The sequence below is a fragment of the Iningainema tapete BLCC-T55 genome (assembly GCF_014698965.1).
Taxonomy (GTDB): domain Bacteria; phylum Cyanobacteriota; class Cyanobacteriia; order Cyanobacteriales; family Nostocaceae; genus Iningainema; species Iningainema tapete.
Map to the genome: position 1 here is coordinate 1 of NZ_JACXAE010000078.1, position 14,382 is coordinate 14,382.

Here is a 14,382-nt window from a genome sequence, read left to right on the forward strand (position 1 = left end):
TTTCCTCTGAAGAGGTACTAACATTAAATGTGCTTTTCTTGACTATTCGAGTGTTTTTGCCAAAACTGGATGTTCCCGAAGTCAGCTTGTAGGCTCCCCCCAGTCCCAAAAGTTAGGTAAATTGCCTTGGCTCGTTGCTCTTCGTAACTCAAAAGACTTGGATTTTGCAAACAGGAGCGTTGAAAACAGCGATTGAGGTCAGTATCTACATATCGTTTGCCGATTTGATATGCTTTGGGATTGGCAACCAAAGTACGAGTCTCAAAGCTTAAGCGTTGAATCAACTTGGGTTTTTGCTCAAATTTTTTCACCAGGTAAATTCCAGTAAGTTCGTTTCCGTGCGTTCCACCAACAATGACAACACGCTTGATTTTACTCATAGTTGCAATAATTCCTCTCGGTTCGCCCGAAATGCTACCTAATTCAAAATGAATTGATGTTGTTTAATACATTAAGAGGAAACTAATATATTGACAATAGTCATTTATTTAAAATAGTATATTTTAAAAGATATAGTAGAGGAAAATTTTGGATATTCGCCATCTCAGCAATTTTGTAGCTCTCGACAGATCTGCTATTTTGTTGCAGTAGTTGAAGTTGGAAATAACTTTAGCAGGGCGCCTGAACAGTTACAAATTGAACAACCCCCCCTCAGTCAAAGAATTCGATCGCTAGAAAAAGCCCTCAAGGTAGAATTATTTGATCGCAGCACACGTCCACTTCGGCTTACAGCTGCGGGATAAGCTTTTCTGGAAGAAGCAAGGAGTGCGTTAAATCATATTGAGCAGGCTATTGACAAAGCCCAACGTGCCAGTCGGGGTGAAATTGGACGGTTGGTTGTGGGGGTAAATAGTGGGATTGCCAACAGTCTTTTACCTGAAATTCTGCAAACCTTCCGTCAACAATTCCCCAAGGTACAACTGATACTGCGCGAACTGACAATTGATGAGGCAATTCAGCAAATGCGGGATTCTCAGCTTGATGTGGGGTTTGAACATTTGCCCAATACTTACGAACAGGATTCAGACTTATGCTTTTTGCCCCTCCAAGAAGATTCATTGGTAATTGCCTTACCAGAAAATCATCCCCTTGCGTCTCAATCGCAAATTCCTTTAGAAGCACTAGCAGATGAACCGTTTATTTTATCCGCATTAAAACACGTTCCTTCCCTGCACACTGCGACGATTAGCCTCTGTCAAAATGCCGGATTTCGTCCCAAGGTGGCTCAAGAAGCAACTTGGATGATTACGGTTCTCAGCTTGATTGCCGGTGGAATTGGTGTGGCACTCTTGAGTAGTAACGTTCGGAATCTGCATCGAGCAGGTGTAGTTTACCGCGATATTCAAGGTGCAAATCTGAGCCGTCAAATTGCCACTGTATGGCGTAAAGGACAAGAAAATTCATCTCCTGTATTGCGCCAATTTTTGCAGGTTATTAAGAGTGTGGCATCTTGATTGAAAGCTTGTTTACCAAATGATACTCGCTGGCAATTAAATATTTCTACCGCCTTAATCTTCGAGTACGAAGAAATCCTCAAAAGAGAAAAAGACCAATTAACCTTAAGCAATGAAGATATTGATAATGTTATAGAAGCTATTTGTGCCATAGCTAACCGATATAACATTTTCTATCTATGGCGACCAATGGCACGCGACCCAGATGATGATTTCTTAATAGATTTAGCGGTCGAATGCCAAGCAGATTTTATCATCAGTTACAATCAGAAAGATTTACAAGCCGCAGAAAAATTTGGTATTAGAGTATTAACTCCCAAAGAATTCTTACAACATGTAGGAGAAATATCATGAGCAACTTAAACGTGCAAATTCCCGATTCTTTATATAAACAGATTGAAGCCTTAGCAGCCAAATAAAATATGTCTCTTGAGCAACTTGTAGCAATCGCCCTATCGGCACAAGTTTCAGCATGGATGACTATCATACTATATAGAAGAAAAAGCCAAACGCGGTAGTTGGGAATCGTTTGGTGCAAGTTTTAAATAAAGTTCCTGATGTAGAGCCAGAGGATTATGACAAATTGTAGTAACTATTTGTCTATATTATCGCCCCTATCGCTCAATTTATTCAAGTCAATTGTTTGTGAAAAATCCGAGTTACAGAAGAATAAAAATGCCCCACAGAAATCATAGTTGGGGCAAACGCAATACATTGACATTAGTTATTCGCCTAAAGACTTTTCTATTGCTCTAATGAGCAGTCAATCCCATCACCAATGCTTGTGTAAATGCTTGTGTGATTGTGCCGTCCGAATCAAGCTTAGGATTGAAGATAGTAATGTTGATACCTATGGCTTTCGGTGAAGCCATGAGAACTTGCAGTACGTCGATCAATTCTGCAAAACTCAAGCCATCCGGCATTCGATAATCGACAGCAGGCATAATCGCATCATCTAAAACGTCTGCATCTAAGTGAATCCAGAATCCATCTAATGGCTTCTGCATCAACCAGTCTAGCCCCTCAAGTGCAGCTTGCTTGACTCCAGTTTGTCGGACTTCTTCCAGGTTGCGGGTATAGATTCGGGTCGATCTCACATTGTGATCTCCGTAGCCTTCAGTTGCCTCTCCATCGCGATCACCAAAAACAACTGTATCCTCATCCCGAACCAGGGGTTTCAATCCATTGATATTGCTCACAATATCAGGACCACGCCCTGTTGCGATCGCCAGATCCATTGATGCAACTTCACCAAAAGCATCGGCTTCAGGTTGACAAAAATCTGAATGTCCATCAAGAAAAAACAGCCCATAGCGCCCTAGCCTACGTAAAGCCAGAAGATTCCCTAACAAAATGCTACAGTCTCCGCCCAGCACAATCGGAAAGCGCCCGGAGCGAACGACTGGTTCAACGACTTGGGATAGCGATCGCGAATAGGTAGCTATCCCCTCAGCATTTAATAAGTGTGTTTGAGGATCGCGCTGTGGGTTAAATTCCAGTGCAGCAACCCGCGCTTCAAAATCGGCAGCCAATTTCTCGTAAAATCCTGCCTTGCGTAGTGCATCAGGTAAACAATCCACTCCAGTCGGCTTGAGTCCCAATATAGAGGGTGCTTCAATGATGGAAAAATTTGACTGACGTGTCATTGCGTGCCTCCTGAGAATTTGAGCATGATTTGAAAGAGTGCGTAGTACTAGGACAATCAACCCAAGTGTTTCAATCCGTTGCGAAAACTGGGAAGTAATCAAAATGCATTCTCAATCACAAAGGTGCGTCTGCCTTGCGACAGCGTTTCTTGACCTTCTCACTAACCCTCTATTTTGTTTATGATAGTTATACAATAACTAAATTCTAACCAGCAAGTCAAGCTTTGGTGGTAAAGTAGTGAGTATGGATTCTACTTCAAGTAACGCTTCTTATCGCGATTGGACTCGGCTGAAACGAGTGGGTGGAGGATTGTGTCTAGATTTTGTGAATACTGTTGATCGTGAGACGAATGGCTATGTGAACGAATGGTTGAATGATTTTGCAGATTTAGTGATGTGGGAACAACTGGCTCAAATTCTGACGACTCAACAAGCGAAACACCTGCTTGCTCAAGCAAAGCTTTACCCTAACCATGCTCAGGCAACCTTTCATCAGGCAATACGCCTACGTGAGGTTTTATATCGCATTTTTTCTGCGTTCTGTGCAGATCGATCGCCACAACCGGAAGATCTAGAACAATTCAATACGATGTTGACTCAAACCTATACCCATTCCAAACTCGTATTTACTGGCAATGGGTTTGCCTGGAGTTGGACGGACTGCGACCATCTTGAACAAGTTCTTTGGCAGGTGATGCGGTCTGCGACAGACCTACTTACCGATCCAAATCTTAATCGTGTGCGAGAGTGTGCAGGCACAGATTGTGGTTGGGTGTTTTTGGATATGAGCCGAAATCGCAGTCGGCGTTGGTGTGACATGGAAGAGTGCGGCAATCGAGCGAAGGCTAGGCGGCATTATGAACGCAGTAAAGAATTTTAAAGAAATCGTTCATGAGATTGCCAATTTCTACGCCAGCGCATTGAGTCGTGATAACTTCACAGCTGATGAGTTGGTGGATGCAATCCGAATTTTCCATGCTGCGGTTTGGGGAAGCAATCGCCCATCTAAAATACCTTTATCTTGTTTATGGCACCAGTAGAGCAGCATTCTTTATCATTACTTACAATCAAAAATATTTACAAGCCGCAGAAAAATTTGGCATTCTTCGTATTAATATCAAATCCGCGCTTATCTGAATAATTAAAAAACCGCTCCATACGCCCCGGCGCAGAGGGAGAGAAAGGAGGAATAATTGCGATCCAAACGGATTTGATATCAGCACTAGGCACAATTTCCAAGGACTCCTAACTACGATTGACTACCCCCACAATTTCGCTACGAGAATTACCATTCTTTGCCGAATTAGCTGTTAGCTCAGTTGGTGGTACTTTAACTGCTCCCCACTGATTCACAAAAGTTTTGAGGAGGACTTCTTGTTGAGTACGGAAATTTTGCAATGTTTTTCCTGTTACTCCTCCTTCTTTTACAGCCTTCTGGTTTCCTGTTGAATTCATCACGACAAACCAAACAGTCCCTTGTTTTTGAGTGGGCAATGCTCCGGCTAAGGCACTGACGTTATCTAAGCTTCCCGATTTTACTACGGCAAATTGGGGAAGCGATCGCCCATCCAATATCCCTTTATCTTGTCCCACAATCGTGAACACATCCGCAATTGTCATATTTAAAGGACGAAGATAATTCTCAATCGCCCTAAACATAGCACAAACAGCACGGGGAGAAATCCGGTTTTCCATCGCCAAACCAGAACCGTTGATCATTTGAATTTCTGCTGTGGGAACATCCGTCGCCATAGCTGCCTTGGATGCCACGACTTCAGCACCGCCTACCGCCAAAGCTAACTTATCAGCCATAAAGTTGTTGCTATAGCGATTCATCCTCTTGAGAAGTTCGGCAAGTGGGTAAGAATAATGTCTTACTAGAGGCTGCAAATTACTGGGGGGTACAGGCAAGGCTTGTACTGAACCTTCGATGACAACTTGAGGTTTCTTTGTACCATAAGGTAAACTTTGATACTGGCTTTTAGCTTCTGCTGACCAAATTCGAGAATTCAACCCCTGCAATAGCAAATTCCCTGCTGTCTGTGGGTTATCTTTAAAATTCATGTAAAATTTGTCCACAATCATCAGATTACCAGTCACCCGTTTAATGCCCATCTGATTTAAGAGATTGCCAACGGCGAAAGCTTCTTCCCAAACAAAAAAAGGATCGGAACCGCCCTCAACTACCAAGTCGCCCTTTAACACCCCGTTCTCAATTGGTCCTGTTGCTCCAATCCGTGTGATAAACTGGTGTTCTGGTCCGAAAGTTTGCAGAGCTACGAGAGTGGTTGCTACCTTGGACAGGGAAGCAGCAGGCAAAGGCACTGTACCTTGATGATTAGCCAAAAGTGTTTTGTCAGATTGCATCCATACCCCTTGGTTTTGCAAGGGAAATCCTTTCACTCTAAGCGATTGAACGTATTGCAGCACTTTGGCATTAGTAGCTTTGTCTGGACGATCCAAAGGTACACTTAACCCGATATTTGTTACAGGATTTACCGGATTCTTGGCTGTCTTATCACTTCCTGGTAACTCGACTTGAGGTGTATTTAGTGATAGCTTAGCAGTTGAACATCCACTAACCAGCGCTAGCAGAGCAAAAGATACTACAGTAGTCCGAGAAAGGTTTTTAGGTTGGTAATTTTTTAAGTTAAATCTCATATATTTAAACCAATAATCCACACAAAGTTTCGTGGCGTCGCCGCCGATTTAGAACTTACTCATAAGTTAACTTTAGATAGATGTAAGTGAAATCAAGATATGCATTGCTGAAATAGAAATAGGAAAGACGTATTGATAAAATTGACTCCAAATAGATTACAAGTCTTCCACATTAAACTCAATTAACTTAAAGCCCCAAGGTTTCAAAGCCGCTAGAACTATTTCTCTATCTACACCATCATAAGCCTCCCATTCGGACGGGTGATCTTTAGGATGCCCATCGCCCACATTACCTGCAACTTTTATCACAGGAAAGCCTGCCACGCGATCGCGCTCTAGCCCTTTTGGGAGTGCTAGTTTAATTTTGTGTCCTACGAACTTGGATGTACCTGAATTAGCTACAGATTCACGGATTAAACAAATATCACCCGCAGTTCCCCAAGTAGTTGGGTAGATGTGGAGGAACGATATATAGGTTTCTGGTTTGATGGATCTTTTGAGAACTTGCATTATCTGTAATCCTTGTCAATATAATGATATGTTAATTTTTTTGTTAATGTTGCTGCTCTAATTATGAAATAGAAATAGCCTACACGTATGGATAAAATTTACTAATTATTTACAAAATCTGGAACATTCTAGTGATTGTTCTCTATCCTAACTGTAACTACTTTGTTAATCATAAAACAAAACATCAAAACAAATTGAACGCCAACAGGGGTTGCTCGTGATTATCTACGACATCCAAAATTTAGTCAAATCCTATCCAGGACAAACCATAAGAGCGAACAATAACATCACACTGCAAATTTATCAAGGTGAAATATTTGGCATTTTGGGCGATAACGGGGCAGGTAAAAGTACTCTTGTGCGGCAAATGGTGAACCTGTTGAAGAGTGATTCAGGAGCGGTCGCCTTCTGCGGACACAATATCGTTAAAGCTCCCCATCTAGTACAAATGAACGTCGGCTATATGCCCCAAGAAAGCGGGGCGCTGAACAATTTAACAGTGGGTTAAGCACTCTTCTTCACTGCCCATTTGCGCGGGATGAGCCGCAACGACGCCCGTAAGGAGTGCAATAAACTACTCGATTTATGGCAAATTCGACAACTGCGACACCAACCAAGTTCTCGTTGATGGAACTAACGAACTGGCGTTGGTCGTGGCAGAGTATTATCTTGACAAGCTTAGTTACCCCGATATTAAGTATCATTGCCTTGGGGAGCTTAGCGCAAGGTACAGTCGAGGAAACCAAGAGCGTAATTCTCACAGGCAATTTGGTGATGACGCTGATGTTCGGCAACTTGGAAAAAATAGCATCTCGCTTTGCCTATATGCGCTTTGCCGGAACTTTAGACTACTATGCCACCTTACCAATTCGCCGAGAAGCCTTAATTATTGCCTGTGTTCTAGCATTTTTTCTTCTCTCAATGCCATCGCTGTTAGTCGTTCTTGGGTTTGGTACATTCTTCCTCAATCTTTCTCTCAAGCTAAACCCTCTGATTCTACTGGTAATTCCCCTGTCTGTACTACCCCTAGCGGGACTTGGTGCTGTTATCGGGGCGAATGCTCGCACACCACAAGAAAGCGGATCTCTCAGCTTGCTCCTCACTATGGTGATGCTGTTTATCGGTCCGGTACTCATCCCAGCAAGCCGTTTACCAAGTATACTGTTGGTCATAGGACACTTTAGTCCTGCAACCTATGCCGCATCGGCCCTTCGTCAAACTTTACTCTGCTCTGTGAGTGGGCAAGTTGTTATAGATTTGACAGCATTGGTAGTTTTTTCCCTGTTGACATTTTGGTTAGTCCGAATCAAGCTGGATTGGCGACAGCATTAATCGAGCGAAGGCGAGGCGACACCTTTGCACACTGCCTCTAAGTAGTCGTTCTCACTGTTCGATTGAATGAGGTGACGACTCCGGTTAGTAGCATTGTGACTCCGGCAACGACAAACATTAGTGTGAGATTAATGTCCATCAAAAATCCAGCAGCCGCCTGTGAGAAAGGATCAAGAGCAACAGCGCTAAACGTTAGTAAGCCCATCATGCGTCCTTGCATCTCGGCATTTGTTTGCTGCTGAAGCCAAGCGATCGCAATCACACTGACAAATCCCCCGCCTAATCCCATAAATACAATGACGCTATATGCCATCCATGCTTGCTGCACAAATCCCAATCCGACAGTTCCAATCCCCAAGCTGTAAGCCAGCAGCACTAATGTCAATCCAGGAGTTTTTATAGACTTAATTTGACTGGTAATAAGTACGCCCAGAAATGCACCGACACCAAAAGCCGCTTGCATATAGCCATAAGTCGTTGCACTTCCCCCAAATCTGAGTTCAACAAGTTTAGCCACACCCACAACTAAAGGTCCCAATGTGGCAAGATTAAGCATGGCGATGATCAGCAGGCTGATGCGGATGGGAGGATTCTTCCAGGCATAGCGTAATCCTTCGACAATTTCACCCAATAGCTGCTGAAAGGAAGAAACTGATGGATTTTGTACATTTTTAGGTTGTCGGATGAAGTAAAGAAAAAGCCCTCCTAACGCGAACAATACTGTATTGATGGTGAAAGCGATGGCTAACCCAAAACCACCAATAATCAACCCCGCTGCCGCAGGTGCAATCACGTTGGTAATTTGCTCTCCTCCCTGCATCAAAGCATGGGCTTTCATCAACAAAGATTTATCAATCAGTCGTGGTAATGCTGAAAGCGTTGCTGGATACAAGAAAGCATCCGAGATACCAAAGATACCTGCAACAATGATCAGGTATCCAAGTTGAATGGCGTTAAACCAAAGTAGAGCAGCAACAATGCCAACGAGAATTGTGTTGATGAGGACAGAGAATGTCGCGATCCGATAGGGTGATTCGCGATCGCTAATAGCTCCCCCAACTAATGTGAGTAAGGCGCGTGGAACAGCGGCTGCTAGTAAGACGGTTGCGATCGCCACACCCGATCCAGTCTTCTGTAGTACAAGCCACGTTAACGCTACAATCCAAAACTGTACAGCACAGAGAATAAGTGATTGTCCCACCCAGAGAAGGCGAAAGTTAGGAATTTGTAATAAATGCTTCGCCATTTGTTCTTCCTTAAATTGGAAACACATTTTTTAAATCGAATGTTTGTTATAAAATAATGCAGCAGCAAAGGGAAATATTTGACTGCTGCATCACCCTCACTTGACTAGAACAGAACTGGCAGTGCTTTCAACCCATGTACATCCTTAGTAGCGTTCGGCTCTAACTTCGCATCTTGGGTAATGCGTAGATTGGGCAACCGCTCAAGTACTGCCCGTAACCCAATGGTGGCTTCCAGTCGAGCCAGAGGCGCACCCAAGCAGAAGTGAATACCATTGCCAAAAGCAACATGTTCATTTGGTTGGCGATCAATCACAAACTCATCCGCCCGCTCAAACTGCCGTTCATCCCGGTTTGCCGAGCCAAGGCAGACTTGAATCAGTTGTCCTGCTGGAATGGTTTGATTACCAATTTGGGTTTCAACTTTAGTGAGACGAGAAATCATTTGCACAGGTGAGCGGTAGCGCAGCACCTCTTCAATTGCCAATGGTAGCAAGGTTGGCTCATTCTTGAGTCGCTCATACGCCAATGGGTACTCATGGAAGCAGACGATCGCATTTGCCAACAAGTTTGTCGTAGTTTCATTACCTGCCACCAACAGCACCATGCAGAAATCCACAAGCTCTTGGGCAGTCAGCTTTTCGCCTCCCTCATGGGCAGCAATCAAATCACTAACTAAATCTTTGCCTTGTTTGCCTCGCCGTTGCTCTAACAAATCACGGAAGTAATCTCCCATTGCCCGATAAGCACTCTTGTCCTCTACCATAATACCGTCTGACCAGCGTTTGAAATCTTCGCGCTCTTCAATGGGAATGCCGAGAATTTCAGCAATGACAATCACAGGTAAGGGAATGCTGAAGTCATGAATAAAGTCCATCCGTCCTTGTTCAAACACGCGATCGATTAGTTCGTGGGCAAGCTCTGCTATACGCGGTGCAAGTAACTCGACACGCCGCTGCGTGAATACTTGCGCTACCAAAGTGCGGAGCGATCGATGCTTGGGTGGATCGGTAAAGTTGAGGCTTTGGGTGAAATCTGTCTGTTCGGGCGGATGAGGAACTTTGGACGAGAATGTTTGCCAATCGCTGAGAATGCGCTTCACATCCTGGTAATTGAACACGATCCAACTTTCACTAGTAGAGTCATAAAAGACGGGAGACTCGCGGCGCATCTTGGCATACCAGGGAAAGAGATTGTCTAAGAGTTGAAAGTCTTGCTTTTTGTCGAGCGACTGTTGATTCAATTGCATTTTGCATCTCCTAGAATTTAAACATCAAGAAAATTTGCAGCGCAAACTAACCGAAGGAGCGCAACATCACGTTGCGTTCATTGGCTATGTCAACACAAACTGTGTGGAAACCAGTGGAGGTTAAACCAGTTACAATTTACCGTCTAGACGGTGTACATTAATTTAATTTAACTTTACCGTCCAGACGGTTTTATGTCAAGAGAGTTTGTCGATTTTTTAAATTAGCATCTGCGTTCTTCACCTCGTTCCCAGTCTCCGACTGGGAACGCCCTTTGGGAAGGCTGCTGCCTCCGGTTCTGACGACACCGCCATATCAGAATTTCCAGGTTCTACCGGGAAACGAGGTTTGAAAAGGGTTTTTGCGATCGCTTGACCTTCAAGACAATCGCTACAAAGATGGACGAGATATTACTGTTTAGTTTCAATTCCTCGATTAATTGCAGCACGATAGGTGTCAACTACATGATTTGGCAGCAAATCGCCGTTCTGAGATAAAAATGACCATTCTTGTCCAATATGAATGTAGATACCCAAAGTATTGGTAGGTGGCACCAAGTTAAACGCATCAGCATTGTTAACAACGCGGTAACTGTTGGGAATCATTTTATTGTGCAATTTGGCAAAAGTTGCATCACCTACACGGGGACTGGCGTATACATACAATTGCAGTTGCTTCCTCAGTTGAGGTACATTTAGTGCTATATCAAGAGCTGCAAGAGTAGCTAGAGCAGCTCCTAAACTGTGTCCAGAAATGTAACAAGGCACTGATGGATTTAGTTTCTTAGCTATTTCTCGTGGAATTGGCTCAATGATTTCGTGGTAATTGTCTAAAAAGCCTAAATGTATTTTGCCACAGTGTTGACCAGAAATTGGATCGGTGTAATCCTTTTGAAAGGCAGTCAGATTGTTAATCCACTCTACACGGGTTTGAGAACCACGAAATACAATAATGTTGTTGGTTTTTGAAGTTAGCACAAATCCAATGTAGACAGAAACTTTTTGTCTTAGTTTGACAATTTCTTTTACAGTCTTCTTCACCTGATTTTGTGCAGAATTGACATCGCGTTCTACCGGATCTTGACTATTGCTTTGAGCCGTAGTTGGTACTTCAACCTCAATGTTTTCTTCAGTCTCTACGTCATTTCCTTTGAAGGAGGCAATTTGAGTGTAGCCATCAAGTTTACTGCTATAATTTTTGAGGGATTTAATCGAGCCGTCATAGTCAGGATCGACTTTACCTTTCAAGTACTGTTCGGTGGCAATTCGACTGCACAAAATCAGTAATTTAGAAGTTTCCCGATTATAAGGAATTTTCGGTGGCGTGAGTTTTACTGATGCTTGAATTGCTTTGCCTTGGTTAATTTTACGAGCATCAGCTTCAAATGTTGCTTCAAGCAAACTATCTGTATCTCTTGGAGTTTTTTCTACCAGGGCTTCCAACTTTTTTTGGCGCTCATACGCAGCCTTTCTCTGCAAATATTCTGTTCCGATTGTTGATGTAATTCCGGCTGCCATGCCTCCAATTAATATTTGTCGCCGCTTCAACTTCATATTTATAATTTTATCTAAGTTTGATATTATTGAATCAGTTTATCTATCTAAGATGGTGGCAGTTGTTTTGTATAAATTCCAATCAAAGATTGAAAATAAAATTGGTTTGTCACTTGCCCTAGTACCCATGTTAAAGTAAACAAAGCTGCTGCCAACGCAAAACCTCCAACGTAAGGAATAAATACTCCTATAGTAATCATCGTTAACCATGCCATCAACGCTATGGCAAAAGCACCTATCCAGCCAAAAATATTCCCGGCGATCGCCAATGCATCCTTTGCTTTGGGAAAATCCCACTTTGCCCCGATATTACGTATCATTTTGATGATGAAGATTGCGGCAACTAACAACTTTAGGGTGAACAGTCGGGGAATGGGAATGAGTCCTAATATTGCATTACCCAGCGCATAGTCTAGGATCATGTGGCGAATTTTCCGCAAGCGTATCACTAAGCTAATTTCGGTCAAAGTTGGTTCAACTGGTGTACTAGAGTTTTCTCTTGATGAATTTTTTGACATGGGTATTTTAGTACGCCTTGAACTGAAGTTCAAGGCTAGTAGTTCAAGTCCGTTTTAACGGACTGAAAGATTGACGCACTCAGCTGTCTTCTGACTTAAGCTTTTAGCCAAGAAATTTATGTCTTGGACAACCACACCGCTAAATTACGTACATAAGTTTTAATATCATCTAGGGCGCGTGGCTCTTTTTTCATGCCATCACCAGGCGGCTCATCGACAAAACTGGGACAACCTTTTTCAATATCCCAGTTGTAATCGGCAAAATGGTGGAAAGTTGATTCAGACACAACACGTCCAGGTGTATCTTTGGTACTTTCAAAGATAACAGCAAGGTTAAATGGGCGATCGCTAACTTTGCTTTTGCCTGTAGCTATTACTCTGGCATTTTCTACATCTTTTGGTACTCCCACACCACCTTCATGGGGATGGGCGGGGAAAAATTCAATTACCCCACTAGGCGCTTGGGGGTTGTGTAAAAGTTCGTGAATCGGTTGTGTCGGGGTAATGATTTGATAGTCGCCGTTGCTGCCAGAATGGTAATTAGGCCAAGAAATATAGGTTGTGTAGGGATCGTCAATACAACGGCGAGACTCTTCAGGATCGGGATTTTTAGTATGGAAAAAGTTTGCCGTACCAATATCTTCTAGATTACAGATACACGAACCTAAATCTTGATGGTCACGCGCTACTAGCATACCACCACCACGTTGCCGAAATCGAGCGATCGCCTCCACTTCTTTTTGTGTCAATCCACCCCCAATATCTACTGCGAATAGCCACAATTCGTCAAACTCAGAGCTGTCAATGTTGCTTAAAATGGGATCGTCGTCATCTGATTGGCGATCGCGTGCCGTCACTTCAAACAAAGGATTTCCCGCTTCGTCTTTTAAAGATGCCAGATATTCGTGTAACAGCGAGAAACGGGAGATATTCCAGTCATCTTCCGCCGGGGGAATAGTCGTCTGTAATAGAATCCGAATTGGTTTTTGCATGGCTGTTTGTACCGCAAACCCATAAAGATTATAGAACCACAGATAAACACAGATGCACACAGATTAATTTATCTGTGTTTATCTGTGTGCATCTGTGGTTCTTACTTATCCATTTGCCTTGCTACTTGGAGACTCTTCTGGTATAATCTCAAGGAGCATTTTTCGATTTCCACGCAGGATAGTTAAGGGCGAGCGCACACCGACTTGCTCGTGCGTTAACACTTTATGCAAATCGTCGATACTAGCAAGTGGTTGATTGTGGAAACCGACAATTACATCGCCTTCCACCAAACCGGCTTTCTGTGCTGGACTTTTCTCCTCAACAGAAATCACCAAAATACCGCTTTCCACAGACAATTCATGGAATAGTACCACGCGACGAGGTATTTGTACGTTTTGTCCTCCTACCCCGATGTAGCCTCGCCGAACTTTACCATATTTCATTAACGCTGGAATAACCATCTTTGCAGTGTTAATTGGGACAGCAAAGCAGATACCTTGTGCGGAGATAATTACGGCTGTGTTAATGCCAATAACTTCACCGTGAGAGGTAACTAGTGGTCCACCAGAGTTACCAGGGTTGAGTGCAGCATCAGTTTGAATGATGTTATCAATCAGTCTACCAGAACGGGATCGAAAAGAACGTCCGATCGCGCTGATCACTCCACTAGTTACGGTAGTTTGGAAACCGTATGGGTTGCCAATAGCGATCGCTAATTGCCCAACACGTAAAGATTGAGAATCGCCCAAACTTGCTGCAACTAAGTTTGGCGCATTAATTCTAATCACTGCCAAATCAGTATCTGGGTCATCACCAATCAACTGTGCAGTATAATTACGACCATCTGCAAGAGTTACCTCAATAGTCCTGGCATCATGGACAACATGGCTGTTGGTTAAAATGTAGCCATCGCGTGTGAAAATGAAGCCAGAACCATTACCTCCTACTTCTGGCGTGGGCTGATTGTAGCGCCGTCGTCCTTGTAGTTGTCTTTTGACATCAATATTGACAACCGCTGGACTAACTTTTTCAACTACACTAATAACCGCTTGAGAATAAGCATCAAGTAGTTGTTCATCAGCAGTAGCAGCATTTTGAGAGACTTTCATCCCTTTATTGTTGTAGTTATCGTTTGATAAAAGTTGTAGATTTCCTACCATGCCCGCTACTCCTGTCTTGTTGCGATGAGGGGAAATATTGTTGTTTTTTTATCTTGACAACAAA

The 14,382-nt window shown here is 43.2% G+C and carries 17 protein-coding genes; 7 read left to right on the forward strand and 10 right to left on the reverse strand.

All coding sequences use genetic code 11. The annotated features are described in order from the left end of the window. Nucleotides 1–23 precede the first annotated feature (23 nt). Nucleotides 24–380, reverse strand: a complete 357-nt coding sequence (locus ICL16_RS25315; RefSeq protein ID WP_190833493.1) for a M14 family metallopeptidase — start codon at nucleotides 378–380, stop codon at nucleotides 24–26. 189 nt (nucleotides 381–569) lie between these two features. Between ICL16_RS25315 and ICL16_RS47810 the strand changes: the two genes are divergently transcribed. The 3 genes from ICL16_RS47810 (at nucleotide 570) to ICL16_RS25325 (ending at nucleotide 1,808) form a co-directional block, all read left to right on the forward strand. Then, nucleotides 570–743, forward strand: a complete 174-nt coding sequence (locus ICL16_RS47810; protein ID WP_420485303.1) for a helix-turn-helix domain-containing protein — start codon at nucleotides 570–572, stop codon at nucleotides 741–743. A gap of 81 nt (nucleotides 744–824) precedes the next feature. Further along, the gene (locus tag ICL16_RS25320) at nucleotides 825–1,454 is read left to right on the forward strand and encodes a LysR family substrate-binding domain-containing protein (protein WP_337907122.1); all 630 of its coding nucleotides are present in this window, start codon (nucleotides 825–827) and stop codon (nucleotides 1,452–1,454) included. Next, a complete protein-coding gene (locus ICL16_RS25325; RefSeq protein WP_190833495.1) occupies nucleotides 1,455–1,808 on the forward strand; it encodes a putative toxin-antitoxin system toxin component, PIN family in 354 nt (117 codons plus the stop codon). 398 nt (nucleotides 1,809–2,206) lie between these two features. Here ICL16_RS25325 and ICL16_RS25330 read toward each other — a convergent pair whose 3' ends face one another. Continuing rightward, nucleotides 2,207–3,100 (reverse strand): arginase family protein, encoded by an 894-nt coding sequence (locus ICL16_RS25330; protein ID WP_190833497.1) that lies wholly within the window; start codon nucleotides 3,098–3,100, stop codon nucleotides 2,207–2,209. A 244-nt stretch (nucleotides 3,101–3,344) separates the two neighbouring features. Here ICL16_RS25330 and ICL16_RS25335 point away from each other — a divergent pair, with 244 nt between their 5' ends. Both ICL16_RS25335 and ICL16_RS25340 read left to right on the forward strand, forming a co-directional pair. Continuing rightward, entirely contained in the window at nucleotides 3,345–3,980 is a 636-nt protein-coding gene (locus tag ICL16_RS25335; protein ID WP_238360952.1) for a CGNR zinc finger domain-containing protein, read from the forward strand. 77 nt (nucleotides 3,981–4,057) lie between these two features. After that, nucleotides 4,058–4,237: a hypothetical protein gene (locus ICL16_RS25340; RefSeq protein WP_190833501.1), complete on the forward strand. Its 180-nt coding sequence runs from the start codon at nucleotides 4,058–4,060 to the stop codon at nucleotides 4,235–4,237. Between the two features lie 108 nt (nucleotides 4,238–4,345). Here ICL16_RS25340 and ICL16_RS25345 read toward each other — a convergent pair whose 3' ends face one another. Beyond that, nucleotides 4,346–5,761 (reverse strand): D-alanyl-D-alanine carboxypeptidase, encoded by a 1,416-nt coding sequence (locus ICL16_RS25345; RefSeq protein ID WP_190833503.1) that lies wholly within the window; start codon nucleotides 5,759–5,761, stop codon nucleotides 4,346–4,348. Between the two features lie 156 nt (nucleotides 5,762–5,917). Further along, on the reverse strand, nucleotides 5,918–6,271 hold the full coding sequence (locus ICL16_RS25350; RefSeq protein ID WP_190833506.1) for a hypothetical protein: 354 nt from the start codon (nucleotides 6,269–6,271) through the stop codon (nucleotides 5,918–5,920). A gap of 217 nt (nucleotides 6,272–6,488) precedes the next feature. On the opposite strand from ICL16_RS25350, the gene ICL16_RS46910 reads away from it, so the two are divergent. Further along, nucleotides 6,489–6,779: an ATP-binding cassette domain-containing protein gene (locus ICL16_RS46910; RefSeq protein ID WP_190833512.1), complete on the forward strand. Its 291-nt coding sequence runs from the start codon at nucleotides 6,489–6,491 to the stop codon at nucleotides 6,777–6,779. A gap of 77 nt (nucleotides 6,780–6,856) precedes the next feature. Continuing rightward, entirely contained in the window at nucleotides 6,857–7,603 is a 747-nt protein-coding gene (locus ICL16_RS25360) for an ABC transporter permease (RefSeq protein WP_190833515.1), read from the forward strand. Between the two features lie 37 nt (nucleotides 7,604–7,640). On the opposite strand, the gene ICL16_RS25365 is transcribed toward ICL16_RS25360, so the two are convergent. The 6 genes from ICL16_RS25365 to ICL16_RS25390 all read right to left on the reverse strand — a co-directional run bounded on the left by ICL16_RS25365 (nucleotide 7,641) and on the right by ICL16_RS25390 (nucleotide 14,318). Further along, nucleotides 7,641–8,849, reverse strand: coding sequence for an MFS transporter (locus ICL16_RS25365; RefSeq protein ID WP_190833517.1), 1,209 nt, complete (start codon nucleotides 8,847–8,849; stop codon nucleotides 7,641–7,643). Between the two features lie 104 nt (nucleotides 8,850–8,953). Further along, on the reverse strand, nucleotides 8,954–10,096 hold the full coding sequence (locus ICL16_RS25370) for a cytochrome P450 (protein ID WP_190833519.1): 1,143 nt from the start codon (nucleotides 10,094–10,096) through the stop codon (nucleotides 8,954–8,956). 408 nt (nucleotides 10,097–10,504) lie between these two features. Continuing rightward, on the reverse strand, nucleotides 10,505–11,647 hold the full coding sequence (locus tag ICL16_RS25375; protein ID WP_190833521.1) for a lipase family protein: 1,143 nt from the start codon (nucleotides 11,645–11,647) through the stop codon (nucleotides 10,505–10,507). A 47-nt stretch (nucleotides 11,648–11,694) separates the two neighbouring features. Continuing rightward, a complete protein-coding gene (locus ICL16_RS25380) occupies nucleotides 11,695–12,165 on the reverse strand; it encodes a hypothetical protein (protein WP_202895720.1) in 471 nt (156 codons plus the stop codon). Between the two features lie 116 nt (nucleotides 12,166–12,281). Then, complete coding sequence (locus tag ICL16_RS25385; protein WP_190833523.1) at nucleotides 12,282–13,157, reverse strand: hypothetical protein; 876 nt, start codon at nucleotides 13,155–13,157, stop codon at nucleotides 12,282–12,284. A gap of 105 nt (nucleotides 13,158–13,262) precedes the next feature. Beyond that, nucleotides 13,263–14,318 (reverse strand): S1C family serine protease, encoded by a 1,056-nt coding sequence (locus ICL16_RS25390; RefSeq protein ID WP_190833525.1) that lies wholly within the window; start codon nucleotides 14,316–14,318, stop codon nucleotides 13,263–13,265. Nucleotides 14,319–14,382 lie beyond the last annotated feature (64 nt).

Coding starts and splice junctions, on each gene's coding strand:
- ICL16_RS25315 (WP_190833493.1), bottom strand. CDS start 380: ATGAGTAAAATCAAGCGTGTTGTCATTGTTGGTGGAACGCACGGAAAC.
- ICL16_RS25330 (WP_190833497.1), bottom strand. CDS start 3,100: ATGACACGTCAGTCAAATTTTTCCATCATTGAAGCACCCTCTATATTG.
- ICL16_RS25335 (WP_238360952.1), top strand. CDS start 3,345: ATGGATTCTACTTCAAGTAACGCTTCTTATCGCGATTGGACTCGGCTG.
- ICL16_RS25340 (WP_190833501.1), top strand. CDS start 4,058: ATGCAATCCGAATTTTCCATGCTGCGGTTTGGGGAAGCAATCGCCCAT.
- ICL16_RS25345 (WP_190833503.1), bottom strand. CDS start 5,761: ATGAGATTTAACTTAAAAAATTACCAACCTAAAAACCTTTCTCGGACT.
- ICL16_RS25350 (WP_190833506.1), bottom strand. CDS start 6,271: ATGCAAGTTCTCAAAAGATCCATCAAACCAGAAACCTATATATCGTTC.
- ICL16_RS25360 (WP_190833515.1), top strand. CDS start 6,857: ATGGCAAATTCGACAACTGCGACACCAACCAAGTTCTCGTTGATGGAA.
- ICL16_RS25365 (WP_190833517.1), bottom strand. CDS start 8,849: ATGGCGAAGCATTTATTACAAATTCCTAACTTTCGCCTTCTCTGGGTG.
- ICL16_RS25370 (WP_190833519.1), bottom strand. CDS start 10,096: ATGCAATTGAATCAACAGTCGCTCGACAAAAAGCAAGACTTTCAACTC.
- ICL16_RS25375 (WP_190833521.1), bottom strand. CDS start 11,647: ATGAAGTTGAAGCGGCGACAAATATTAATTGGAGGCATGGCAGCCGGA.
- ICL16_RS25380 (WP_202895720.1), bottom strand. CDS start 12,165: ATGTCAAAAAATTCATCAAGAGAAAACTCTAGTACACCAGTTGAACCA.
- ICL16_RS25385 (WP_190833523.1), bottom strand. CDS start 13,157: ATGCAAAAACCAATTCGGATTCTATTACAGACGACTATTCCCCCGGCG.
- ICL16_RS25390 (WP_190833525.1), bottom strand. CDS start 14,318: ATGGTAGGAAATCTACAACTTTTATCAAACGATAACTACAACAATAAA.